Source organism: Bacillus sp. FJAT-27916, assembly GCF_001183965.1.
Taxonomy (GTDB): domain Bacteria; phylum Bacillota; class Bacilli; order Bacillales; family Pradoshiaceae; genus Pradoshia.
Genome location: NZ_LFZV01000001.1, coordinates 3546978 through 3570751 on the forward strand (window position 1 = coordinate 3546978; position 23774 = coordinate 3570751).

The 23774-nt window shown below is 42.2% G+C and carries 21 protein-coding genes; 3 read left to right on the forward strand and 18 right to left on the reverse strand.

Going from position 1 to position 23774, the window contains the following annotated elements; all coding sequences use genetic code 11:
- Positions 1 to 326: 326 nt before the first annotated feature.
- Positions 327 to 4700, forward strand: coding sequence for a S8 family serine peptidase (locus tag AC622_RS17390; protein ID WP_049672200.1), 4374 nt, complete (start codon positions 327 to 329; stop codon positions 4698 to 4700).
- Positions 4701 to 4791: 91 nt separating this feature from the next.
- On the opposite strand, the gene AC622_RS17395 is transcribed toward AC622_RS17390, so the two are convergent.
- The 5 genes from AC622_RS17395 to AC622_RS17415 all read right to left on the reverse strand — a co-directional run bounded on the left by AC622_RS17395 (position 4792) and on the right by AC622_RS17415 (position 7762).
- A complete protein-coding gene (locus tag AC622_RS17395; protein WP_049672201.1) occupies positions 4792 to 5274 on the reverse strand; it encodes a hypothetical protein in 483 nt (160 codons plus the stop codon).
- A gap of 263 nt (positions 5275 to 5537) precedes the next feature.
- Positions 5538 to 6149: an FMN-binding negative transcriptional regulator gene (locus AC622_RS17400; RefSeq protein WP_049672202.1), complete on the reverse strand. Its 612-nt coding sequence runs from the start codon at positions 6147 to 6149 to the stop codon at positions 5538 to 5540.
- 23 nt (positions 6150 to 6172) lie between these two features.
- Positions 6173 to 6691 (reverse strand): GNAT family N-acetyltransferase, encoded by a 519-nt coding sequence (locus AC622_RS17405; protein ID WP_049672203.1) that lies wholly within the window; start codon positions 6689 to 6691, stop codon positions 6173 to 6175.
- A gap of 19 nt (positions 6692 to 6710) precedes the next feature.
- Positions 6711 to 7163 carry a MarR family winged helix-turn-helix transcriptional regulator gene (locus tag AC622_RS17410; RefSeq protein WP_049672204.1) on the reverse strand — a complete coding sequence of 151 codons (453 nt, stop codon included), beginning with the start codon at positions 7161 to 7163 and terminating at the stop codon, positions 6711 to 6713.
- Between the two features lie 239 nt (positions 7164 to 7402).
- Positions 7403 to 7762: a winged helix-turn-helix transcriptional regulator gene (locus AC622_RS17415; protein WP_049672205.1), complete on the reverse strand. Its 360-nt coding sequence runs from the start codon at positions 7760 to 7762 to the stop codon at positions 7403 to 7405.
- Positions 7763 to 7905: 143 nt separating this feature from the next.
- On the opposite strand from AC622_RS17415, the gene AC622_RS17420 reads away from it, so the two are divergent.
- Both AC622_RS17420 and AC622_RS17425 read left to right on the forward strand, forming a co-directional pair.
- A complete protein-coding gene (locus AC622_RS17420) occupies positions 7906 to 8964 on the forward strand; it encodes an LLM class flavin-dependent oxidoreductase (protein ID WP_049672206.1) in 1059 nt (352 codons plus the stop codon).
- 12 nt (positions 8965 to 8976) lie between these two features.
- On the forward strand, positions 8977 to 9543 hold the full coding sequence (locus AC622_RS17425) for an NADPH-dependent FMN reductase (protein ID WP_049672207.1): 567 nt from the start codon (positions 8977 to 8979) through the stop codon (positions 9541 to 9543).
- An 82-nt stretch (positions 9544 to 9625) separates the two neighbouring features.
- Here AC622_RS17425 and AC622_RS17430 read toward each other — a convergent pair whose 3' ends face one another.
- The 13 genes from AC622_RS17430 to AC622_RS17495 form a co-directional block, all read right to left on the reverse strand.
- Positions 9626 to 10081, reverse strand: a complete 456-nt coding sequence (locus AC622_RS17430; protein ID WP_049672208.1) for a GNAT family N-acetyltransferase — start codon at positions 10079 to 10081, stop codon at positions 9626 to 9628.
- 98 nt (positions 10082 to 10179) lie between these two features.
- Positions 10180 to 10968: an alpha/beta fold hydrolase gene (locus AC622_RS17435; RefSeq protein ID WP_331456718.1), complete on the reverse strand. Its 789-nt coding sequence runs from the start codon at positions 10966 to 10968 to the stop codon at positions 10180 to 10182.
- A gap of 57 nt (positions 10969 to 11025) precedes the next feature.
- Complete coding sequence (locus AC622_RS21295) at positions 11026 to 11196, reverse strand: hypothetical protein (RefSeq protein WP_197089954.1); 171 nt, start codon at positions 11194 to 11196, stop codon at positions 11026 to 11028.
- 224 nt (positions 11197 to 11420) lie between these two features.
- Positions 11421 to 12953 carry a glycine betaine uptake BCCT transporter gene (locus AC622_RS17440; protein ID WP_049673055.1) on the reverse strand — a complete coding sequence of 511 codons (1533 nt, stop codon included), beginning with the start codon at positions 12951 to 12953 and terminating at the stop codon, positions 11421 to 11423.
- Between the two features lie 172 nt (positions 12954 to 13125).
- Positions 13126 to 13683 carry a DUF4256 domain-containing protein gene (locus tag AC622_RS17445; RefSeq protein WP_049672209.1) on the reverse strand — a complete coding sequence of 186 codons (558 nt, stop codon included), beginning with the start codon at positions 13681 to 13683 and terminating at the stop codon, positions 13126 to 13128.
- A 742-nt stretch (positions 13684 to 14425) separates the two neighbouring features.
- Positions 14426 to 14722, reverse strand: a complete 297-nt coding sequence (locus tag AC622_RS17455) for a hypothetical protein (RefSeq protein ID WP_049672211.1) — start codon at positions 14720 to 14722, stop codon at positions 14426 to 14428.
- 336 nt (positions 14723 to 15058) lie between these two features.
- A complete protein-coding gene (locus tag AC622_RS21110; protein ID WP_156185657.1) occupies positions 15059 to 15205 on the reverse strand; it encodes a hypothetical protein in 147 nt (48 codons plus the stop codon).
- Positions 15206 to 16205: 1000 nt separating this feature from the next.
- Positions 16206 to 17840 carry a putative polysaccharide biosynthesis protein gene (locus AC622_RS17470; protein WP_049672213.1) on the reverse strand — a complete coding sequence of 545 codons (1635 nt, stop codon included), beginning with the start codon at positions 17838 to 17840 and terminating at the stop codon, positions 16206 to 16208.
- A 259-nt stretch (positions 17841 to 18099) separates the two neighbouring features.
- Positions 18100 to 18783: a DNA alkylation repair protein gene (locus tag AC622_RS17475; protein ID WP_049672214.1), complete on the reverse strand. Its 684-nt coding sequence runs from the start codon at positions 18781 to 18783 to the stop codon at positions 18100 to 18102.
- A gap of 123 nt (positions 18784 to 18906) precedes the next feature.
- Positions 18907 to 20181, reverse strand: a complete 1275-nt coding sequence (locus tag AC622_RS17480; RefSeq protein WP_197089955.1) for a glycoside hydrolase family 3 protein — start codon at positions 20179 to 20181, stop codon at positions 18907 to 18909.
- 35 nt (positions 20182 to 20216) lie between these two features.
- The gene (locus AC622_RS17485; protein ID WP_049672215.1) at positions 20217 to 21641 is read right to left on the reverse strand and encodes a TcaA 3rd/4th domain-containing protein; all 1425 of its coding nucleotides are present in this window, start codon (positions 21639 to 21641) and stop codon (positions 20217 to 20219) included.
- A gap of 386 nt (positions 21642 to 22027) precedes the next feature.
- Positions 22028 to 22939 (reverse strand): PTS system mannose/fructose/sorbose family transporter subunit IID, encoded by a 912-nt coding sequence (locus AC622_RS17490; protein WP_049672216.1) that lies wholly within the window; start codon positions 22937 to 22939, stop codon positions 22028 to 22030.
- Positions 22940 to 22958: 19 nt separating this feature from the next.
- Positions 22959 to 23759, reverse strand: coding sequence for a PTS mannose/fructose/sorbose transporter subunit IIC (locus tag AC622_RS17495; RefSeq protein WP_331456724.1), 801 nt, complete (start codon positions 23757 to 23759; stop codon positions 22959 to 22961).
- Positions 23760 to 23774 lie beyond the last annotated feature (15 nt).

Genomic DNA, 23774 nt, shown 5'->3' on the forward strand with positions numbered 1-23774 from the left:
TCCTTTTACTTCCATCTCACATGCCGGAATACTCATTTTACTCCTTCTCCCTGTTTTTACATTATATGGTATATGACCTTCTTCCGCTTTTTAGCCTGACACTCATAGACTTTGTACTGATTTCGACAACCCCATATACATGCGGCTTTCCTCCAAAGGATTCATTTTAACGAACAACTCTTTATTATGATAAAAACAGACAACCTTCGACCCAATCATTAAGGTAAAGTTGATATAACAACCACGAGCGCAAACAAGCATTCTTATGAATAGGAGGTGATGAATGTTATTAAGAACGTTCGACAATAAAAGTAGGAGGGGAAATAATGAGCAGAAAAAGAAAAAAGGTACAAGGCATTCTTCTATCTTCACTTCTCATCCCAGCACTGATCTTCACATCAGGGGCACAAACCGCATCTTATGCTTCAACCACAAAATCAGTCAATACATCGGCTAGTTCGACAATTGCCGAAAAGAGTAAGACAAAAATCTCCAAGAAGCTTTCCACCCAGTTTGAAAAAGAGGATAAAGTTTCTTTTATCATCAAATTCAAGGAGCAGGTCGATACTGCTAAAGTAGCGAAAGAAGCGACTGCAGCTGCCAAGAAACAAAAGCTGTCATCTTCTAAGGCATCATTGGCCAAGCGCTCAAGCATAGTCACAAACCTCCGTGCCACCGCCCAAGAAACTCAAATGAATGTCAATAAATTCTTAGAGGAACAGGTGAAGGCAGGCGAAGCGAAGGATCTTCAATCGTTCTATATCGTGAATGCGATAGCTGTCACGGCTTCAGAATCGGTCATGAAGAAAATTGCGGCTTATCCAGAGGTAGACAAAATCCTCCCAAATGAAACAAGACAGCTGATACAGCCAGTAGCCAAAGCCGAGACAAAAGCAAAAACAACTGAAAATAAGAAAGTTACAACGAAGGAATCAGCTAAGGAAACAAAAGCTGAAACATCTTCCGTTGAGTGGAATATCGCTCAAATCAGCGCGCCTGCCGTATGGGAAATGGGCATTGATGGTGCCGGAACGGTTGTTGCCAGCATTGATACTGGCGTTCAATGGGATCATCCATCCCTGAAGACAAAATATCGTGGATACGACCCAGCGAATCCGAACCAGCCTTCCCATGAATATAACTGGTATGACGCAACTTCAGCTAACCGCAATGCCCCTTATGATGATCTAGATCATGGCACTCACACAATTGGAACGATGGTCGGTTCCGAGCCAAATGGCACGAACCAAATCGGTGTAGCCCCGGGCGCTAAGTTCATTGCCGTTAAAGCCTTCACAGCAAACGGAGGTACAGATTCTGACTTGATAGAAGCCGGAGAATGGGTATTGGCACCGAAAGATGCCGCCGGTAATCCCCATCCTGAAATGGCACCTGACGTAGTCACCAACTCATGGGGCGGCGGTGCCGGCCTTGATGAATGGTTCCGTCCAATGGTCCAGGCTTGGAAAAGTGCAGATATCTTCCCAGAGTTCTCCGCCGGGAACACAACTTTAACTAACCCGGGCGGCCCAGGATCTGTTGCCAATCCAGCTAACTATCCGGAATCTTACGCTACTGGTGCGACTGATATCAATAATGCGTTAGCGAGCTTCTCATTAAGAGGACCATCCCCTTATGGTGAGCTTAAGCCGGATATCTCTGCACCTGGTGTCAATATCCGCTCATCTGTTCCAGGAGGCGCCTATGAAGGCGGATGGAACGGAACATCCATGGCAGGACCGCATATTTCTGGGGTCGTTGCCTTATTGAAGCAGGCAAATGCCAGCTTAACTGTTGATGAGCTTGAGGAAATCTTATCTACAACAGCTACTCCGCTTACTGACAGTACCTATCCTGTATCTCCTAACAATGGCTATGGGGCTGGACTCGTCAATGCTTTTGATGCAGTTTCCTCCGTTGTCAGCGGCCTTGGCAAAATTAAAGGAACTGTAACAAAGGAAGGGGATGACACACAAGCCCCAGCTATTGAAACAGAGCCTGTTACAAGCTCTTACAAAGGAATGGACCTTGCTCTTAAAGCGACAGCAACGGATAATATCTCTGTTACAAACGTAACACTGAAATACAAGAAGGCAGATGGAAGCTGGGCTGAAGTGAGCGCCGAACGCGTGAGCGGCGATTACCAATCCGGCGAATACGAAGCAACGATTCCTGGAAGTGAATTGACTGGTGAATCAACACAGTATCAATTCATTGCCAATGACTTTGGCGGAAACACGAAAGAAACCGGCACATACACAGTAGAGCTTCTAAACGGCATAACTGTCGGCTACGAAACAGATTTTGAACAAAACCCGACAGGATGGAGATCCTACGGCACGAATAACTCATGGGAATGGGGAGCTCCAACCTCAGGACCAGGCGCAGCTGCCTCCGGTGAAAAGGTTTATGCGACCAACCTTGCTGGAAACTATGCAAACAGCGCGAATATGAGCTTGCAAATGCCCCCAATCGACCTTCCAGAGGGCAATAGCTTCCTTCAATTTAAGCATTGGTACAATCTAGAGAGAAACTATGATTTCGGTCATGTTTTCCTTTCAACAGATGGCTCAACTTGGACACAGGTTGCTCGCTATAATGATCTATCCAACGCATGGGTGGACGGGGAAGTAGACTTGAGCGAATATGCCGGACAGCGTGTCTATATTGCCTTTAACGTGACAACAGATGGATCTGTTCAGCGCGCAGGCTGGTATTTAGATGATGTTAAACTCTCTGCTACACCAATCGCACCGGCGAAGAAAGCAAATCTTGGTATCACAAAAACAACAGAAGACACCACAAAAGCAACAGCTAAGACAAAAGTTGATCCGAACAAAATCACTCCAGTAAAAGCAAAAGATAGCAAAAAAGACAGTGACCCTGATAAAGAAACACCTTTACCATTGCTTCTTCCATTACAAGCAAAGGTGAATGTGCTTGAAACAGGCCGCTCTGTATACACCAACCCTCAAGATGGCTCCTATGAACTAACTCATGCAACTGGGGAATATACGGTACGGGCTGAGGCATACGGTTATCAATCACAGTCACGAACAGTCAATGTAGAGGATGAAGGCACAGCTACGGCGAACTTCACCCTGCAAGAAACACCGAAAGGTACTGTCAGCGGTGTTGTCACAAACCGCAGCACAGGCGAACCGGTTGAAGGTGCGACCATCTACTTAGTCGAGGATGCAGCAGTTACTCCTGTTATGACTAATGAGGACGGGGAATACACACTTACAGCTTATGAAGGCACGTACACATTGAAAATCACTGCCCCTTCTTACTATAGTGCAGAAACAACCGTAACAATTGAAGAAGGCGAACCAGCAACCGCGAACTTCGATCTTCGACCATTCATTGGATATGCCGGCGAAATCGGCTATGATGATGGAACAGCCGAAAACGCAAGAGCCTTCTATGATGCCGGAAACGGCTGGGCTGTGAAGATGTCCTTGAAAGAAGGAGAAAAACAAGCCTTAGTCACAGGTGCCCTTCTCCGTTTCTGGGATACTTCTTGGCCAAATCCTGGCGGTACAGCATTTGACGTATCTGTCTATGATGCAAGCGGTGCAGATGGTGCCCCTGGCCAAAAACTCGGTGGTCCTTTCAGTCACACAGCGCTTCGTGACGGTACTTGGACACATGTCGACCTTGCCGAGCATGGCATTATGGTTGAAGGCGACTTCTACATCGTGTACACACAAACATTACCAAATCCAAACGCACCTGGACTTGGCACAGATGAAAACGGACCAAAAGCAGGTCGAAGCTGGCAATATGTGAGTGGCTCCTGGTCCAAAACTCCTGAGGCAGAAGGAAACTATATGATTCGCGCAACAGTTAATTATGAGCTGGAGGTGCCGGTCATCACTTCTCCTGCTGATGGTTCTTACACAAATAAGAATAAAGTAAGCGTTGAAGGCACTTCCTCACCTGATACAGCAATTGAACTGTACAAAAACGGTGAAAAGGCTGTCGAAACGGAAACAAATGGCGAGGGAGTCTTTAAAGCAGAAGTCGAGCTTGATAACGGCGCAAATGAACTGACTGCCAAAGCAAAAACAGATGTCGGTTCAACCGATGCTTCAGAGCCGGTTACCATCATCCTCGACCAAGCTAAGCCTGAGCTTGCGATCACATCTCCTGCAGACGGCACCAAATATAATAAAGAAACCGTCACTGTGACAGGTACGGTCGCTGACGAGAACCTAGATTGGGTGAAGGTCAACGGTCAAACAGCTACAGTGAAGGATGGAAAATTCAGCAAGCGTATCCTTCTCGATGAGGGAAGCAACCAAATCACGGTTCAGGCAAAAGACAAAGCTGGAAACAGCATCAAGAAAACAGTCACTCTTGATGTGAAATACACAGCTCCAGTCTTTGAAAATCTGAAGCCTGATGCGGATAGAGAGCTTGAAAGCGGAGATTCCATTAAAGTGGAATTTGATAGTGAAGAAGGACTTGACGCAACCTTCTCTATCCTTCTTCCACTTACGAACCTTAAGCAATCTGCCAATGCCATCGAACTGCCAATGCGTGAAACATCACCTGGCCATTATGTCGGCTACTACACAGCCACGAAGAACGTAAAAGCCAACGGTGCAGCAGTTCAAGTAACGGCAACAGATGATTATGGCAATAAGTCCGTTGAACGAGCAGAAGGTCTGCTTTACATCAACGCAGCAAAATAAGCTAGTAAAGAGGAGCGGGCATGTCATGCCCGCTCCTTTATCTGTTACTTCCAATTCATTTATAGAAAAAATTCAAATCACCAATCACTTGTTAGTCTTCTACTTTCTCAAGTTTAAGCCCTGTTATAGTCATAAGTTTTTCAACTAACCATTTACTGCTGCGCGTATTTTCTGGACTAATTACACACCATCCTTCATGGGAGGATGTCGTAAGCCATGCCTTTCCTTCTTTAAGGAAGGCTAAGTCTTCTGGCAAATCAGGCTGAATCCAGCCATATAACGAGTCAGACAAGGACTCCATCACTTCTCTTGCTTCATCAGTTATGCGGTATTCATAGACAAAAGCATCCGAACGAAGCAAGATGGTACTCGCCCATTCGGATGCCTCTTTCCTTTCAATCAAGGAGGGCTCAAGCATACTCAAGATAGGCTCATAAGACTTCATCGCTCTCTTCACATTCGACATCATATCTTTCCTCAATACCAGCTGAAACCGATCAGAAACCTTGAATGCCAGGTCAATCAATTGCCGATAGACATCTTCTTTTGGTTCCTCTATTATTCTGTAGTACATGAATGCTCCCACGTCCTAACTAAAAACGAACTTATATGCTGCGATTCCAAAATACACAATCAATCCAATAACCACTGAAGTCGTACTAATTACGATGAACCCATAGAAAAATCCATGGACAGCAGCCGCGATATCCAGGAACATATTTTTTATGTCATCTAGTAACCTCAAATTCTCCCAACCCTTTTTCTTTAAATTATAGCACAGCAAACAACCATATATTGGAATAAAAAAGAGCTGTACAGGTCAGCTCTTGATTCCTTCTAATCAATTACTCTCTTTTCCATCTCTTTAGCGATTTCCGCTGATTTCGAATTCCCCTCATGACGAAGCCGCTCCATAATAGATTGAAAATCTCTTTGATTTCGGTTTTGGCTTAATTTATAGGCTGCATGAATGTCGCTGATCTTAATCTTGAAGCCAACTGTTCCCTTCAGCTCCTGTTCAAGAAGTTCCGGGGAGAGAGTCTCCCACAATACAGGATTCTCCCGGTTTCCCTCGTACTTTTTGAGCATCCGGCTGAGTTCTTCGATCAATTCTTCCCTCTCGAGTATTACGGCCTGCCCATACACATGCACGGCTTGATAATTCCATGTCGGCACTTCCTCATGCTCATACCAAGAAGAAGATATGTATGCATCCGGTCCTTGAAAAATAGCAAGAACCTCACCATCAAAGGTTTTCCACTGACGGTTACCGTACGCAAGATGCCCGGTAAGATAATAATCCTCACCCTGCTTCTTCAATTCCATTGGCAAATGAGTAGCAATCGGTTTTCCCTTTTCCATCGTGACAAGTGTCGCAAAGGAATTTGCTTCGATAAAGGCATAAATGTCCTCTTGATTTGTAACTTTAAACATTTTCGGTACATACATCCTAATTCACCACCTACGTCAATTTAAAGAAGCTCTTTCACCATAATGTAATCTATCTGTTCTTCATCTCCCATGAAAAAGGAATGAGCTCCCGCTTGGATAAATCCCATTTTCGTATAGAAGGCAAGGGCGTGATGATTCTTCTCCCATACTCCGAGCCAGATGCTTTTCTTCCCATGGGTAATAGCCATGTCGTGTGCCAGATTCAGCAAGTACTTGCCGAGACCTTGCTTCTTATAATCTCGCTTAATATAAATCCGTTCAATTTCAAATGCTTCTTCACCCATCTCCTCTGTTTGGGCATCATTCATATTGACCTTCAAGTAACCAGCAAGCTCCCCGTGAATATAGATGAAGAAGAAATGGGAGGATGGATGGGACAATTCCTTCTCCAATTTCTCTAATGTAAAGGCCCTCTCCAAATAGGCCTTCATATTCTCCGCTGAATTCTGCTCCTTAAATGTTTCATTGAATGTGTCATAGCTGATGACTTGAAGGTCATCCAGGTCGTCGAGTGTACACTTTTTGATCGTAATCATCATACAGTATGGCTGCTCCTCCTTAGTAATCTCGCTTATTACCCTTCTTCACATATTCCCAGTCCACTTCGACATTCTTCCTGACTCTTTGCAACAGGTCATGGATGGTCTCCATCTCCTCTTCCGTAAATCCTGCAAGCGCCACGCGGTTGGAATAGTCATTCTCCCGTTTAATAAATGGATAGACCTTATTCCCCTTCTCTGTCGGATAAAGCTTTTTGATCTTCTTATTGAGAGAATCATCTCTCTTCTCGATGAAACCATTCATCTCAAGCTTCTTAATCGCCCGGGCTGCCGTCGTCCGGTCCACCTTGATCATCTCAGCCAGCTTTTCCTGAATGATTCCTGGATTCTCACAGATGCGGACGACATACAAATACTGTCCCTTCGTTAAATCAAATTCCTTGAATTCAATATTGCTAATGGAATCCAAGGCCCTTGCAATCATACCAATCTCACGTAGAATTTCTTTCATTATAAGCTCCTTCTTTTTATTGCAAACGCAACAATAATTCACTATCGTTAACTTACCGCAATTTTATTGTATTTGCAATAAAAAATAAAGAAAATCAATGTTAGACATGTCCCCTCTAGATATAGCGGCACTAGCCCTCACCCATCTAGCAGGACAATTTTACTGAAAGGACAAGCATAAAAAAGGCATCAACCCCTCTTGGATTCACGCCTTTTCTCTTATCTATTATCTTTTCGATTTCAGGAAGAAACTGATGTGTTTTTTTGCTGTGCTCTTTGCTGCTTATGAAGCGTATGCTTCATTCCCCATTCATGCATGTCCGCTAATATTGGTTCAAGTGTTTTCCCATATTCAGTGATAGAATATTCTACCTTCGGCGGAACCTGCGGATAAACAACACGTTTAATGATATCTTCATCCTCCAATTCGCGGAGTTGCTTTGTGAGCATTTTTTGAGTAATACCCGGGAGATTCCGCTGCAATTCACTAAATCGTTGGGTACCCTCTTTCATTAAGTTCAATAGAATGATTGGCTTCCATTTCCCGACAAGAATTCCAAGCGCATCTTCGACCTTGCATAACTTAGGTTCAATCTCCATGAAGACTGTCCTCTCCTTTAGTATCATTTTTGATAGTATACCACTTCAAAGTGCGTACTTCCATTATTATCCTATACCCTTCATACTGAAGATACAAAAGAGTTATATTGAAATCAGAAAATTTAAGAGAAGGTGAGATTTAAATGAAACAATACAGAATAGATCCGTCTAAAGGATTAGAATTTGGCATTTATACATTGGGCGATCATCTTCCCAACCCGCTAACAGGCGAAAGGATTTCTGCACAAGAACGTGTACAAGAAATCATTGAATATGCCAAACTGGCCGATGAAGCAGGAATAGATTTCTTCAGTGTTGGAGAAAGCCACCAGGAATATTTTGCAACGCAGGCTCATTCGGTTGTTCTCGGCGCCATTGCTCAAGCGACAAAAAATATTAAAATCGCCAGTTCCTCAACAATCATCAGTACCTCTGACCCTGTACGCGTGTATGAGGATTTCGCAACCATTGATTTAATATCCAACGGGCGGGCAGAAATTGTTGCCGGTCGCGCCTCTAGGGTAGGTTTATTCGATTTATTGGGTTATGATATCCGGCATTATGAGGAATTATTTGAGGAGAAATTCGAGCTTCTTCTTCAAATCAATAAGGAAGAAGTGCTCAATTGGAGTGGAAACTACCGTGCGCCCTTAAAGAATGCACAAATTCTCCCGCGGCCAAAGGAAGGAAAAATACCGATTTGGCGTGCTGTTGGCGGTACACCGGCGAGTGCCATCAAGGCTGGCTATGCGGGTGTGCCTATGTTCATGGCTCATTTAGGGGGACCCGCTTCTATATTTAAGAATACCATTGATGCCTATCGTGAGGCAGCAAGAAGCAATGGATTCAATCCAGCCGAACTGCCGGTAGCGACTGCTGGTTTCTTTTATGCATCAGAATCATCACAGCAAGCCTTAAGAGAATTATATCCACATATTAACGAAGGAATGAAGAAAACAAATGGCAGAGGGTTTGCGAAGCAGCTATTTGCTCAAGGAATTGACCCGCACAATATCATGAATATTGGCAGCCCCGAAGAAATCATTGAGAAAATTCTCTATCAGCATGAAATGTTTGGACATCAACGCTATATTGCCCAAATTGACTTTGGGGGAATGCCGTTCGATCAAATCAAAAAAAATATTGACTTGATTGGCTCTAAAATCTTGCCAGCCATCCGGAAATACACAGCCCAGAAATAAGGAGGAATGATCATGAAGGTAGTTGCATTATCCGGTTCTCGAATCGGTTCAAAAACGCTAACAGCATTAAATACGACAGTAGCCTTGTTAAAGAAACAATACCCTGATGTTGATGTAACATTAATTGACTTGGCAGAATACGACATTCAGTTCAGCGACGGCCGGAATTACCTAGATTATGAAGGTGACGCAGGCTTTGTCACCAAAACCATTATGGACGCAGATGCACTCATTATTGGCACACCAATCTTTCAGGCATCTTTACCTGCCACACTCAAAAACATCTTTGACTTGCTGCCCGTTCAAGCTTTTCGGGATAAAGTAGTCAGCATGATTGTGACTGCTGGCTCACCAAAGCATTATCTTGTTGCAGAACAGCAGCTAAAACCAATCCTCGCTTATATGAAAGCGCAAATGGTGCAGACATATGTGTTCATAGAAGAGAAGGACTTTTATCAAAAGGAAATAACCAATGACGATGTGTTATTTCGGATAAAACGATTAGTGGAAGATACGATTATCCTGACAAAAACCTTCACAAAGATTCGTGAGGAACAAGAATCTCAATACGATTTTTGACCAAATTCGTGCGGCTTTATGAAAAAAGGGGCGCTCTGTTAAATAGGTCTTGCTGACAGAGTGCCCCCCTTCTTTATCCTGCTTATAGTTGTGCTATCATTCGAATTTCCCTGTACGTCCTGCCACCTGATTCGTATTCGAACACTTCCTGCTTCTCGAAGCCGCCTTTCTCATACAAGGCAATCGCAACAGAATTGTCCACCTCTGCACTCGTATAGAGCGGCAGGCGGCCATGCTTATGGATGAAGAAATCGATGAAAGCCTTCAAAGCCGCCTTCCCAATCCCTTTGCTCTGATATTCCTCACCAACCATGAAACGGCTCATGGACCAGCCATTTAACTCATAATCAAAATCATACAAAATAAACCCGACCATTTTCCCTTCCTCATAAATACCTAATGGATAGAAATCCGGTTCATATGCTGCCTGGACGAGGGAAAATAAATTAGGCGCGACAAAGTTCTTTTGCGCCTCGGCTACTTTTAGATCTATACACTCATGATAATTGGTTCGGTCGATTGGCTTGAATTCAATCATTTTGCTGCCCCCTACTTGTTAATTCCTCTATTGATTACCTAAACAATACGGTGTTGAACGAAAATATTCGACCATTTTTGCGAACTTATCCTTTTCCTCTAAATAAGGCATATGATTGCTTTCTTCAAATACAAATAGTTTAGCATTTCTAATGCCTTCATATATTTCTTTCGAAAATACAAAGGGACACTGCGCATCATGCCTTCCGCCATACACGATGGTTGGTGTAACAATATTCGAGAGTTCCCCAAGCAAATCAAAATACGGCAATTCCCGAAAAGAGAAATACTCCAATCTTTTTTGCACAACCTTGCCGCTTGATGGCTTGCTGAAATATTCATCCCGCTTCGATGGATCATAAAGAGACATATCGCTCCAATCCCACTGGCGGCCCTTTTCTCCTCTATCGCAGCATCTGGAGATTTCAATATTGTAAAAATCTCTATCAATCTTTTATTTAGCGGACTGCTTGGACAATACATGCTTCCTCCATGCTCCATATATCCTCTTCTGGCTGCTGCCCCCCCTGTCATCAGCTTAGAAAGAGAACCCGGAAAAAGCATGGCATAAACCAAACCGAGCATACCGCCGGTCGAATGTCCGGCAAATGCCCATTGCTTCAATCCAACCGCTTCCCTGATTGCCTCTAAATCGTTGGCGGCCTCAGACATGCTTAATTCGGCATTATGATTGACCTTACATGAATGGCCTGCTTCCTTTAAATTAACCAAATATACCTTGAAGTTCCCTGCAAAGGCATCCGCAAAATAATAGCCGCGTTCATTGAATTCACTATATAAATGCGTGACACATAGAGGTTCTCCCTTCCCGCATGTAAATAGTTCAAAGCGCCCTCTTGGCGTTTCAATATATTTTTGCTCCCACATATCTAACAGTCCTTTAAAAGAAATTCTTAAATATCTCTCTCATTCTCTCCTCTATTCCTACCCCCTATTATTCCGCTCATTCTGAAGATAAAGCTTCACAAGAATCTTATGAATATTATTCAAGCTTAAAAGTATGAATCCCAGCATGATAAAGGTTACAATCTCACCGGTCACAATCGATACGACTCCCAATACGATGGCGTACAATATGTATAAAGCATTGTTCATTTTCCACATATCCCTTCAACTGTCCTTTTCAACTAGATTACTAGCTTAAATCAATGGATTTATATTAATCTCTCCCTTAAATAACTCACCATTTCCTACAGAAAATCTATGAATTCCATGTATTCTCCTTCTTTACTATATTCGACATAGTTTAACTTTCTTCCTCTGTACCTTTCCGAAAGAAAGAATCATAAAGGAACGGCCAACGCAAAAAAAGAGGGGCATCAAGCCCGCTCCTCTTTTGTGCCTTCCTCCGGCCGCTTCGGTTTAAAGTATAAGCCAAGCTCCTTTTTCTCCTGGGACAGCGATCGGTAGAGTGATATCATCATTAACACAATAATGAGCGAAAACGGGAAAGCAGCTGCAATTAAGGAATTTTGCAGGGCCTGCAATCCACCGCTATATAAGAGAATCAAGGCGATGGCAGATTGAGCGATGCCCCAAACTACTTTCACCGTATTTGCCGGTGTGAGTGAACCATAGGTCGTCTGCATACCCAATACAAAGGTGGCAGAATCCGCAGATGTGATGAAAAAGGTCGACACAAGGATAATCACAATGATAGAGAGAATTGTCGACCATGGAAATTCACTTAACACCGCAAACAAGACCTCTTCTGTGGCAAAGTTGGTTAAATCGACATTCCCCGCATTTTGTACCTCAATAGCTGAGGTGCCAAAAACAGAGAACCATAAGAAGCTGACTAAAGCCGGCAGCAATAAGACCCCAATCATGAATTGACGGATGGTTCGGCCCTTAGATACGCGTGCGATGAATATCCCAACGAAGGGTGACCATGAGATCCACCATGCCCAATAGAAAATTGTCCATCCATTAATCCATGAGCGGTGCTCCTCATTAAGAGGGGCAATCCGGAAGCTCATTTGAACGATATTCTGGATATATCCTCCGAGTGTATCCGTAAACATATTTAAGGTGAGAATAGCTGGTCCAACAATGAACATTAATAGAAAGAGCAGGCTGGCTAATACCATATTCGCATTGCTCAAATATTTGATGCCCTTCCCTAATCCAGACCAAGCCGAGAGGATAAACAGCACCGTTACGATAGCAATAATGATGGCTTGAACGCCAAAGCTATTCGGAATGCCAAACATGAAAGATAACCCGCCGTTTATTTGTGCCGCTCCGAAGCCTAAAGTGGTCGCCACTCCGATGACTGTCGCAAAAACAGCCAATACATCTACGATGGTTCCTAGAGGGCCATCCATCCTTTTACCTAGCACAGGTTTTAAAGTCGCCGATATCAAGCCAGGCTCATTTTTCCGAAATTGAAAATACGCCAGGGCAAGCGCTACGATTGCATAGATTCCCCATGCATGGATTCCCCAGTGGAAGAATGTATAGCGCATCGCTTCCTTATGCGCTTCAGGAGTTCCCCCATCCGCAAGCGGCGGAGTCATGAAATGGGAGAGCGGCTCAGCTGCCCCCCAAAACACAAGGCCAATCCCCATGCCGGCACTAAAGAGCATGGCAAACCAGGAGGCATTTGAAAACTCCGGTCTATCATCTGCCTTGCCAAGCCGAATCGTCCCAACAGGACTAAAAATGAGAAACACGCAAAAAATGACGATAATCGTCACTAAAATTAAATAATACCAACCGAATGACGTGGTGAGAAAAGATTGCAGATTTGCCGTAGCTTCCTCAAAGCTTGCTGGTGCCGCAACCCCAAACACCACAGCCGCTAACACAATCGCAACAGTAATCCAAAATACGTTCGATACTTTCTTCATCATATGTTCCTTTCTATCAAAAACTAATAAACCCCTTTTATTCCATCAGCAGGAAAAAGCTCATATGCTATCCCTACCCAATATTTTGTAAATAGTAACCTTTTCATCAGATTCCATCCTATTTGGAACAAAAAAAGACCCTGATTTCCAAAGTGAAATCAGGGTTAGTTGATCAGACCCGCAGCAAGCCGCGAAAGCCTCTGGCAGCATAATATGAATCTGCGCCATTATGATACATAAACACCATGTCATAGCGTCGGTCACAAAAAATGGCTCCGCCAAGAGTACGAATCGCAGCAGGCGTTTGCACCCAGCTGGAGGTCTTTAGATCAAATTCACCAAACTTCTGCAGATTCCGGTACTGTTCCTCCGTTAAAATCTCAATCCCCATATCGGCAGCCATATCCATTGCACTCGTTTTCGGTTTATTCTTCTTCCTTGCCTCCAGTGCTTCGCGGTCATAGCACACGCTTCTCCGTCCTTTAGGACTTTCCGCTGAACAATCATAAAAGACATACTCGCCTGCTAGATGACCTTCCTCCACTACATCCGGCTCTCCGCCAGTCTCTTCCATTTGATATAGAGACCACAGCTTTTCGGGATTGGCCTCCAATTTCTCCTGAATCTGTGTCCATTCAATATTTGGATGGCGCTGTCTATTTTTCTCAAAACGGTCTTGCAGGGTGGTGAGCAGTGTTTGCTCTTGTTCTGGTGATAGGGTTCTCATCATTACCCCTCCAATTCATTATTCATTCACAAAATAATTATGAAGATCCATCGATTTATTGAAGAGACCAAATGTCTACATTCAAGCTTTTACAAAACCTGCATACCTTAATGAACTTCTACATTGGAACAAAACACGATATTCATTTTTTTCGCTAATCCGCTTTTTTGTTAAGGAATGCTTAGGCCTTATTACTAATCTTTCTGTTTCTATCATACAGTCAAACACTTTTTTTACTTCTAACAATGTGATATCTTCCTTTCAAAATCTTGTTTTGAGAACGATTGATTACATTAACCTAAGTAATCAATATTGCGGAATTTTTATCGTTTACTCTTCATGTTAGGTAACAATCCCGCCCCGTGGCGGATGAACGCCCTCTAATACAGCACATAGGTAATCCTTTGTACTATTACTAGGACAACTTTATATTTCTCAAATAGACTAATGCAGAGAGTATACTAATAATCAAATAGTATATGCCTACTATCGAGAATGCCTCAGTCGCTACTACTCCAATGTCTTTATCTAGAATAAATGCTCTCCATAAGAAAGAGCTAATAATGAGCAGTATAGGATATGCTACAAAGAAACCTGCAAAGTAAAGTTTAGTTTTCTTACTATCGTTCATATATTCCCCTTACAGAAAAAAACATTATCCATATTATACCACATTGAATTTTCAGCTGACCTGTCCTTCGCATTATCAGGATGTCAACAATAAAAGACATTAATCCTTCTCGGATTAATGTCCCCTATAGCTGGATTTTTTTATACGTGGCAATTTACCTGCCGGCTGCTTTTTTATCCAATTTAGATATTTTTTCATTTCAGGGTCATCCTGTAATCTTTCAATTGTATTAAGCCTTATAGCCAATTCCGAATTTGAATAAAGGGCGTGAAGCTGTTTATGGCAAGGAATACACAGTTGTGATGTATCTTCAGGGCCTCCCCCAAATTCTCTCGGAGTTAAATGGTGAATGGTACGCTCCACATCATCCCTTAAACAAAGTTCACACCTGCCTCTCCCTGCTTTAGTCATTGCGATATCTTCCTTTCTCCTGTCTGATTAACCTTCGTGATACCAGTAATCTTAAATCGGCTTTACTTTGCAACTCTTCCTGACTATTTTACCAATTTAGATTAAAACGATTCCCTTATGCTCCATCAAATGGACCTTCTTCCTCTTTATATAGAGAGGATTGATTCTAATACTGAAAATTCAACCTGGAAAATGATCATTCAAAAAAGAAAGAGATTTCAACGATGGCTCTTCTAATACGAAAGGATTCGCTTTGATGTGCCTTACTAATGTATACTCTGAATCATTATCTTCTTATTAAGACCCGGCATCACCGCTGGAACTCTAACAGCTAAGCTACTTATTAATCAAAATGACAAACACTAGCACAACCATTAGTGATGCAATAATGACGGTCAGCCATCCAATCTTCACCTTTTTTAATAAACGATCCACAATAAAGAATAAGATAGCAGAAACAAGACCTGGAAAAAGGAACAGCACTCCTCCACAGCAATGAATTATGAAAGAAATGATTTCGCGAATATATGCTCTTTTAGAAGGTTTCCTACTAAACCAATCACTAAAGATAGAAACAATAACTCCGTAGGTAATAGCAAACATTAAGTTCAAATAATACAAATTGAAAAAAAGATCCCCTTCAAGCCAATCAGGTGTTGAAAGAATCAGTGTAAATAGTAAACTACTTAGAATAGCCGTTAATAGTTTTCTTTTTAAAATAATAACAGCCTCCCTCTCCCTGCTATTGAGTGCTCATGCAAAGCGCTTTCTATCATAAATATTCGATAATTGATGGTCTATGCTACTTCATTAAGCTTCCTTACTCCAGGAGGACGCTCAACATAAAAGGACATTCATCCTTTTTGAATGAATGCCTCCTACTGTATACCTTCTAATAAAATAAAATTTATTCGTCAAAGTATGATGGGAGCTGTATGCCAATATCAAATAATAAACTATATACGATATAAAGAAATAAAGCCCAGTAACAAATATTCATAAATACCGTCCAGCTCCTATTTTCCTCATTCTCTATTCGACCTTTGTTTTTCCTTTTTCTATATAGACCTTGCACTTTCCTTAACTTTTGATTTTTATCTTGCTTGTTAGGGTACATCGATATCACTCCTGCTCCCTGTGTGATGATTCATCTCCTTTGACGAACATTAACATTGCTTCTTTTTGAGTTATTCTTCTATATGCTTAAATCCTTCTTCCGCTGCCAGCCATGCTTTTAGCATTAGAAGCTTTTCATGTTCAAGAAAACGGAAAATCGGAGGTAAAAACAATACTATAAGGGCAATTCATATCAGCAGTCTTGTGATTGTTTCAGAAAACGTACCTTTACCTTTATACCATCCATTGAATTGCAGTTTATTTTTATAGAGACGTTCATTACAATCACTCTCCAAGATTTACTTCCCCGTACATTTCAACAAACCACCCTCATTCGTTGAATAACGAAAGCGTTGCCGTCATTTGTTTACACCGATAAAAATCTGCGTTTCAATAATTGAAGCCTCCTCATAATCCCTTGCAACTTCCCGTCAAAAATGGTCGTTAAGAGACCTGTCCGATAGGTTAAATACCCATAAATACCCACACCTGCCAATGTGCAAAGCAGCACTATGATGATGGATCCAAAACTGTCTTGCGAATGAATTACTGTGCCTAAGATGCTTTTAAGGGCTAGGACAATTCCGCACATGATGCCAGAAAGCAGGAATATAGATAAGATTCGCTTCATTAGCAGGAGATAGCGATAGCCGGTGAAATAATGAATGCAATAGAGGTTCATCAGGCAGGTCACCAAATAACCGAGGGTCGTGGCATAGACCGCTCCCTTCGTCTCAAACAGCTGGATGAGCGGGATATTAAAGGCTAGCTTACATAAGAAGCCTGTCAATAGACTCAGCACGGTATACTTTTGATAATTTGTTCCTTGCAGTACGGCAGCGGTCACTGAGAACAAGGCGAATAAGATAGCAGCCGGTGCATAGATGGCCAGTATCTCTCCTCCAAGCTCATTGAAGGTATAAAAGGCTGTATAAAGCGGACTTGCCAACACGGACATTCCCATCACTGCAGGAATCATGAAGAAGAACAACACTTGGAATGACTGGGTCAATTGATTTTGGAAGACACTTGAATTCCTCGTCATATAGGCGCTCGTTATAGCTGGAATCAAGGCAATCGACAGCGAGGTGGCCATTGTGTTCGGAATCAGAACAAGCTTCTGCGTATTGAAATTTAAGATTCCAAAGGCCGACTTGATGATATTTTGATCATAACCAATGGATATCATTGCCCTCGTAAACGTTAGATTATCAACCAGCTGGAACATGGACATCGAGATTCCTACCATTACGAAGGGGAAGGAGCTTAATAGGATTTCCTTGAATAACTGTATGGTACGAATCTGATGCTCTCCCCGATCTTTTTCCAACCGTTCTTTACGGAGCTTCGCATCCCTTCTCCAATACCACCATAGTATCAACGATCCGCCGACAGCCCCAGCTGCTGCAGCAAAGGTAGCGGCACTGACTGCTGTTACGATGCTCCCGTTCAGTACTTTGATAACCACATAAGCGCCTGCCAGCAAGAAGCCGATTCGAACAATTTGCTCGATGACCTGTGAAATAGCCGTTGGTTTCATATCAGAATGTCCTTGGAAATATCCCCTGAAAATGCTCATACACGGAATGATTAGGAGTGCAAAGCTGACCGCCCTCATGACGGTTGTGATATCTTCTTCAGCATAGCCTTTTCCACCATAGCTGCCGACACTGGCCAGGACTGGTGCCAAAGTATACATGGCTGCAAAAGCGAGGAAACCCGTAACCAGCATTAATTTCACACTGACCTTGAACAATTGATGGCTAACTGCATACGCTTCCAATGAATTGTATTTAGCTATACTCTTAGACAAAGCCATCGGGATGCCGGCAGTTGAAATGCTGATAAAGATTGAATAAGGAACATACGAAAAGGTATACAACCCCGTCCCAGCCTCCCCAATCAGCCTCCCAAACGGAATTACATACAAAAGCCCAAGGATCTTTGACAGCACCGAACCAACCGTTAAGATGAAAGCTCCCTGAATGAGCTTATTAGACATAGAACCCAACTCTTTCCTTGTTATATGATTACTAATACACAATACCATATTTTAGGCAAACAGGTTCTGAAGATTATGACGTTTCTCCGGAAACACCTAAACAGAGTAATCTTTTATCATTATTTTTAGATGGGCCAAGCTTACTCGTAAGGCTACTACTTTTTCAAGCGGTCTCCTCCTTTATCTCTTTTTTGGCTTAATCAGTCAGGAGAAAAAAGGCCTTTCAACCAGCTAACGAGCCGGTGAAAGACCTTCACGATTAAATATATTTACTGCCTTCCCTAACACTCAAGGGAGCCATTTGATCCTTATGCGTCTCCATAAATCCTCTGACCCAATCGGGATTGACCTTCGAGTACTCCCTCAGACTCCACCCAATCGCCTTATTGATAAAAAATTCTTTCTGTCCGAGATTGTTTAGGATGATTGTCTCTAACAACTGAACATTCGTGTTCTCTTTCCTTCCATTCTGATGGTCAATCGCAATCCTCCTTAGCCATATATCTTCATCTGTCGACCACCGCAGCATCAAATCATCAATCTCTTCACAAGGAAAATCAATATTGCCAATAAGCTTATCGAGCCCATCAATGGTATCCCACCATTGCTTCTCCTTCGCATAAGCAATCAAAGAGTTAAGATCACTGATGTGAATATATTTTGCGAGCGCATGTAAGTAATCAAGGACAAAGTATTGCATTTCTCTGTGATTATCTGCATAACACCTATTTAAGAAGGACCAATCAATTTCTTTCTTCGCTTTTTCCTGTTTAATGATTTCCTTTGTCATTTCCTTTCTCTTCACCGCACCGATTCCATAGAAGGAGAAGTGATTTTTCATATAGGCGGCCATGGATTCGGCTTTTGCCTCATCTTTATGCAACTCAAAAATCTGCCGCAAATGTTCGTATTTTTCATGAGAGCGTCCATTTTCTTGATCCATGTGAAATCCCTCCAATTCACCATCTTTATAAAGAACCTATTAATGTAAGTATAACAGGCTTCATCCCCGTTCATACGAAAGGGAAAACACATACGAGATGCGTCTTCCCTGCTTAAAAACCGTTTATTTATCACCGACTATTTTAGCAGCCTCTTCTTCATCTGCCTCAATCGTGGTAATATGCTGATATTTATATGACAGAATACGTTCAACCGCCTCATCAACTCTTGATATCGGTATTTCTCCAGATTGAACACCCTCTAAGATACCGTTGAACACTTGCTTTTGGCTCTCTTCTGTATGGCACACGAGCAACATATCCGCTCCCGCCGAGACTGCCTGGCAGCCTAGATCCTCATAGGTAAAGTATTTATTGACTGCCCCCATTTCCAAGTCATCGGTTACAACAATCCCCGTATAGCCTAATTGGTCACGAAGCAGATCCTGCATAATAACAGGGGAAATGCTGGCTGGGTGTTCTTTATCATAGGCTGGGTATTTGATATGCGTTACCATCACGAAGAAATCATCATGATTCAGTTCTTGAATCACCTTTTTAAATGGATAGATATCGTTATTCTCCAAATCCAATTGGTCAGCATCGACGGCAGATGTATCCTCATGCGGATCGACATTACTGCGTCCATTACCCGGAAAATGTTTTACCGTAGCGGTTACGCCGCCCGCGACTAAACCGGATATCACCTCACTACCATACTCCCCGGTCAGAAGCGGATCTGTTCCAAATGAACGGCTGTCCGTATCAGACAAATCAAGGACTGGCGCAAAATTAATCGTAAATCCCATTGCTGCCAGCTGTTGGCCTGTCCTGACGGCGAGCTTGCTGATGGCCTTTTTATCGCCTTTCTCTCCAAGTGCCTGCTGGGAAGGCAGTGAGGAGAAATATTCCTTCATTCTTATAATTGCCCCGCCCTCTTGGTCCACACTAAAGGTTAAAGGAATTTGAAGAGAGGATGAATAGGCTATCTTCTGTAATTGATTGGTCAATTTGGCCACTTGAGATGGGTTCTCCATATTGCGATCAAACAAGATTACACCGCCTGCATGGTAATCACGAATCATCCGTTCAATATGCTCATCTGATTCAGTGGATTGAAAGCCGACCACCAGCATCTGACCAATTTTTTCTTCAAGGGTCATCGATTCCAGCATACGCCTCACCTTCTCTTCAACAGAATCAGCATCCTGATAGTAGGTGACCGGTTCAATTTTTGTACTACTGTTTTGATGATCAGCGTTTAAATGGACTCCCTCTTTAGAGGAGTGATGATTAGATTCAGCCCTATGCGCTGAGTGTGTATCCTCCTTCGCAAAATCCTTATAATAGGTAAAGAGGCCGCCCGCTGCTAAAACAACTCCTACACCAATAAACAACAAGATAGACAGCAGCCATTTTTTTCTCCTGCCATGCCTCATGATTCTGTCTTGGAACTTATCTTAGTTAATTTAGCTTTATCAAGATACCAGCTTCCATTTTCCTTAACTAAGTGCCAATCCCCCTCCCATTGCTGAACTAATGTGGTATTGCCTTTATGATCATCATAAGAAGTCATGACAATATGAGCTTTAGCCTTTGAACCATTAATCTCCTTAACACTAACAGAATTGACGACATCAGATTGATTATTCTCCAATCCTTTTGACCAGTCACTTAAGGATAGACTGCTTCTTTTCTCTGAAGAGAATAAATTATAGGCTGCTTCGAAATGATTATCTGTAATATGTTGATAATGGGTGTATATCACTTCTTGTATAAGCCTTTCATCAATGCTGTCTTCATCCTCCTCGGAAGAAACCTCCGTATCATATGTATCCACATCATCAAAAAGGAAGTCTGCACTATACATTCCCTCTTTAACGGTCACCGTATCTGATTTTAATGTTTCTTTTCCAATCTTCCATTCAGCATGCAGTTTGACAGATCCATCCATCGGCAGCGGGCCAATTTCATCTATCTCCTTCAATTTCTTTTTCGTACTTTTCCCATTCACAAACAATACGGCCTCGTCTTCATTTGTATAAATGCTCAAGAAATAATCATCCCAAGAAAACTGGCTGGATGCCGTGCGGTCCTCGAGTGAAGAAACATCAAATTTGTCACTTTGTGTGACCTTCCCATAACCCCCTTCTGCCACAGCCTTAATGGTATGCTCTCCAGGAAGATACGGGCCAAACAATTCTTCCGCCTCATCACTGACTGTACCGGCCTTTTGACCATCTATTTGTATCTCTGTTTTGTTATAGTCGGAGGTAATATTCACATAACATGGCTGTACCTCAATCACATAATGATCAAAGATTCCCCATTTTTTCCCGCCCAGCTTTACATTAGCCAGATTATTCATGTCAACTCCAGCCTCATAAGAATGGAAATCTTCCTTATAATAATTAGCCTCGGTTTCTAAATCCTCATATAATTCCGAATAAATTTTAGGATTATCATTAAGATAGGTAATGAACGCCTCAGTTTGTTCTGCAGTTGCTTTCATTTCCCTTTGTCCATCATTAATATAAGCTCGTACCTTATTCGTTTGTTTGCCTTCAACAGCTGCGGCAAAACCTTCTACCACTTTATCTGGAGATAAATATATGTTTTTAAGATAATAATAACCACCGCCTAAAAGAAGAAGAGCCAAAAGAGCGATAATGGTTATGATTGGTTTTTTCCTTCTCTTTGCCGACCCTTCATTTAATGGCTTTGATTCATGACTTCCATCAGTCTCTTTCTTCCCAGAGCGTGATTTGGATTCAGTCTGTTCACCAATCGGCCTTCCACATTTTGCACAGAATTTGGCACCCTCCTTGAGCTTGTTTCCACAGTTCTTGCAGTAATTCATCGTTAACACTTCCTTGCTGTATAAGATCTGGTAGTTTAAATTATACAGGTTAAATTCCAAATATTAAATTATTTTAGTATAATTTAATTTATTCATCTATTTACTTCTCCCTTCTTTTTTCACTCGGGTACTTTAAAAATAGGCTAGGAAAAATGAAACAAAACGGATTTCGACTGAACGAAATCCGTATCAGATTAAACAATGCCATTTTGTCATTTATTACTTTTCCCCATTCCTTACAGCCATCTGTAGCTTCTATTATCAGCACTATCTGTTACCCAAACGCATAAAAAAAAGCACCTCCCAAAATTCTCATTTCAGGAGGTGCTTTTCTATTTGTTTTCTACAGTTATAATACCAATAAAAGCTGTAAAAAATCTTATTTATTACATGATGTTCAATACATGGAATACAACACCGACTACGAACAATCCAAGAATCATCACAATTGGAGATACTTTTTTGTTAAGCAGCCACATGCAAAGAAGTGTCAATAACAATGCAGATAAGCCAGGAATTAAGCTATCTAAGTTGTCTTGTAAAGTCGTTACTTTCATATCAGTTAATGAAAGACCAGATGCTTGTTGTTCAAGCGCTGTTTTGATGCCTTCTGATCCAGCAGGGAGTTTATCCCAATCGATATAGGCACCTTCATCCAGTTGAACGGAAGAAACAATTGGTGTGAATGTGATGGATACCCATCTGTTAACTAACGCACCAAGTATGAACATACCAAGTATCGAAGCACCTTTTGTAATATCACGAAGCAATCCGCCAGACAAATCGTCTGTGATTTTGGAACCAGCTTTGTAGCCAAATTCCTGTGTATACCACATGAATCCCATACGGATAAGATTCCATAATACGAAGTAAAGAATTGGTCCAAGAATATTACCAGTCATTGCAAGGGAAGCCGCTAACGCACCAAGGATTGGCTTAACTGTGAACCAGAATACTGGGTCACCGATACCAGCTAGAGGTCCCATCATACCGACCTTAACCCCTTGGATTGCTACATCATCAACCGGCGCACCGTTTGCACGCTCTTCTTCAAGTGCTAAAGTAACACCGAGGATTGGTGAAGCTACATATGGGTGAGTATTAAAGAACTCTAAGTGACGTTTTAGTGCTGCAGAACGATCTTCTTTTGTTTTATATAATCTTTTGATAGCTGGGATCATGGCAAATGTCCATCCGCCATTTTGCATACGTTCATAGTTCCAAGAACCTTGGATGAACGTTGAACGCCACCAAACAGAAATACGATCTCGTTTTGATAATGTCAATTTTTCTTCCATTTTTCTGTCCTCCTCCTTCTTAGTAATCATCAATAATGGCGCCTAATGGATCTCCGGTATTACCGCCTCCGCCATTACCTGAACCGCCTTGTTTGGAAAGAGCTAAATAGATGAGTGCAAGAGCGACACCGATAGCACCCAATCCGATAAGTGTGATTTGTGAAACAGTCGCTAATACGAAACCAATTGCAAAGAATGGCCATACTTCTTTCGTTGCCATCATGTTAATAACCATCGCATAACCAACGGCTACAACCATGCCACCGCCGATTGCCAAACCATCTGTCAACCATGCAGGCATAGATTCAAGCATGCTTCTAACTGGAGCCGCACCAACTGCTAGAATCAATGCAGCTGGGATTGCAATACGCAAACCTTGCAAGCAGATCGCAGCGACGTGCCAAAATTCAACTACTTTAATGTTACCTTCTTGAGCTGCAGCATCCATAAAGTGTACAAATGCTGTCGCAATAGTACGAACGATAATTGTTAATAGCAAACCTGCAACTGCAAGTGGTACAGCAATCGCGATTGCAGAAGAAATACCGGCTTGACCTTGTCCGCTTAAAACAAGAATAATAGCAGATGCAACTGATGCCAACGCAGCATCTGGTGCTACGGCAGCTCCGATATTTGCCCAACCTAAAGCGATCATTTGAAGTGTACCGCCTAAGATAAGACAAGGAATGAGTTCTCCTGTAACCAAGCCGATTAGCGTACATGCAATGATTGGCTGATGGAAATGGAATTCATCGAGAATACCTTCAACACCAGCTAAAAATGCTACGAAAACGACTAATATTATTTGAATAATAGTCAAATCCATGATGATTTC

Bases quoted from the DNA above. Each gene is read 5' to 3' on its own strand.
- AC622_RS17390 (WP_049672200.1), top strand. From the start codon at position 327: ATGAGCAGAAAAAGAAAAAAGGTACAAGGCATTCTTCTATCTTCACTT.
- AC622_RS17395 (WP_049672201.1), bottom strand. From the start codon at position 5,274: ATGTACTACAGAATAATAGAGGAACCAAAAGAAGATGTCTATCGGCAA.
- AC622_RS17400 (WP_049672202.1), bottom strand. From the start codon at position 6,149: ATGTATGTACCGAAAATGTTTAAAGTTACAAATCAAGAGGACATTTAT.
- AC622_RS17405 (WP_049672203.1), bottom strand. From the start codon at position 6,691: ATGATGATTACGATCAAAAAGTGTACACTCGACGACCTGGATGACCTT.
- AC622_RS17410 (WP_049672204.1), bottom strand. From the start codon at position 7,163: ATGAAAGAAATTCTACGTGAGATTGGTATGATTGCAAGGGCCTTGGAT.
- AC622_RS17415 (WP_049672205.1), bottom strand. From the start codon at position 7,762: ATGGAGATTGAACCTAAGTTATGCAAGGTCGAAGATGCGCTTGGAATT.
- AC622_RS17420 (WP_049672206.1), top strand. From the start codon at position 7,906: ATGAAACAATACAGAATAGATCCGTCTAAAGGATTAGAATTTGGCATT.
- AC622_RS17425 (WP_049672207.1), top strand. From the start codon at position 8,977: ATGAAGGTAGTTGCATTATCCGGTTCTCGAATCGGTTCAAAAACGCTA.
- AC622_RS17430 (WP_049672208.1), bottom strand. From the start codon at position 10,081: ATGATTGAATTCAAGCCAATCGACCGAACCAATTATCATGAGTGTATA.
- AC622_RS17435 (WP_331456718.1), bottom strand. From the start codon at position 10,968: ATGTGGGAGCAAAAATATATTGAAACGCCAAGAGGGCGCTTTGAACTA.
- AC622_RS21295 (WP_197089954.1), bottom strand. From the start codon at position 11,196: ATGAACAATGCTTTATACATATTGTACGCCATCGTATTGGGAGTCGTA.
- AC622_RS17440 (WP_049673055.1), bottom strand. From the start codon at position 12,953: ATGAAGAAAGTATCGAACGTATTTTGGATTACTGTTGCGATTGTGTTA.
- AC622_RS17445 (WP_049672209.1), bottom strand. From the start codon at position 13,683: ATGATGAGAACCCTATCACCAGAACAAGAGCAAACACTGCTCACCACC.
- AC622_RS17455 (WP_049672211.1), bottom strand. From the start codon at position 14,722: ATGACTAAAGCAGGGAGAGGCAGGTGTGAACTTTGTTTAAGGGATGAT.
- AC622_RS17470 (WP_049672213.1), bottom strand. From the start codon at position 17,840: ATGTCTAATAAGCTCATTCAGGGAGCTTTCATCTTAACGGTTGGTTCG.
- AC622_RS17475 (WP_049672214.1), bottom strand. From the start codon at position 18,783: ATGGATCAAGAAAATGGACGCTCTCATGAAAAATACGAACATTTGCGG.
- AC622_RS17485 (WP_049672215.1), bottom strand. From the start codon at position 21,641: ATGAATTACTGCAAGAACTGTGGAAACAAGCTCAAGGAGGGTGCCAAA.
- AC622_RS17490 (WP_049672216.1), bottom strand. From the start codon at position 22,939: ATGGAAGAAAAATTGACATTATCAAAACGAGATCGTATTTCTGTTTGG.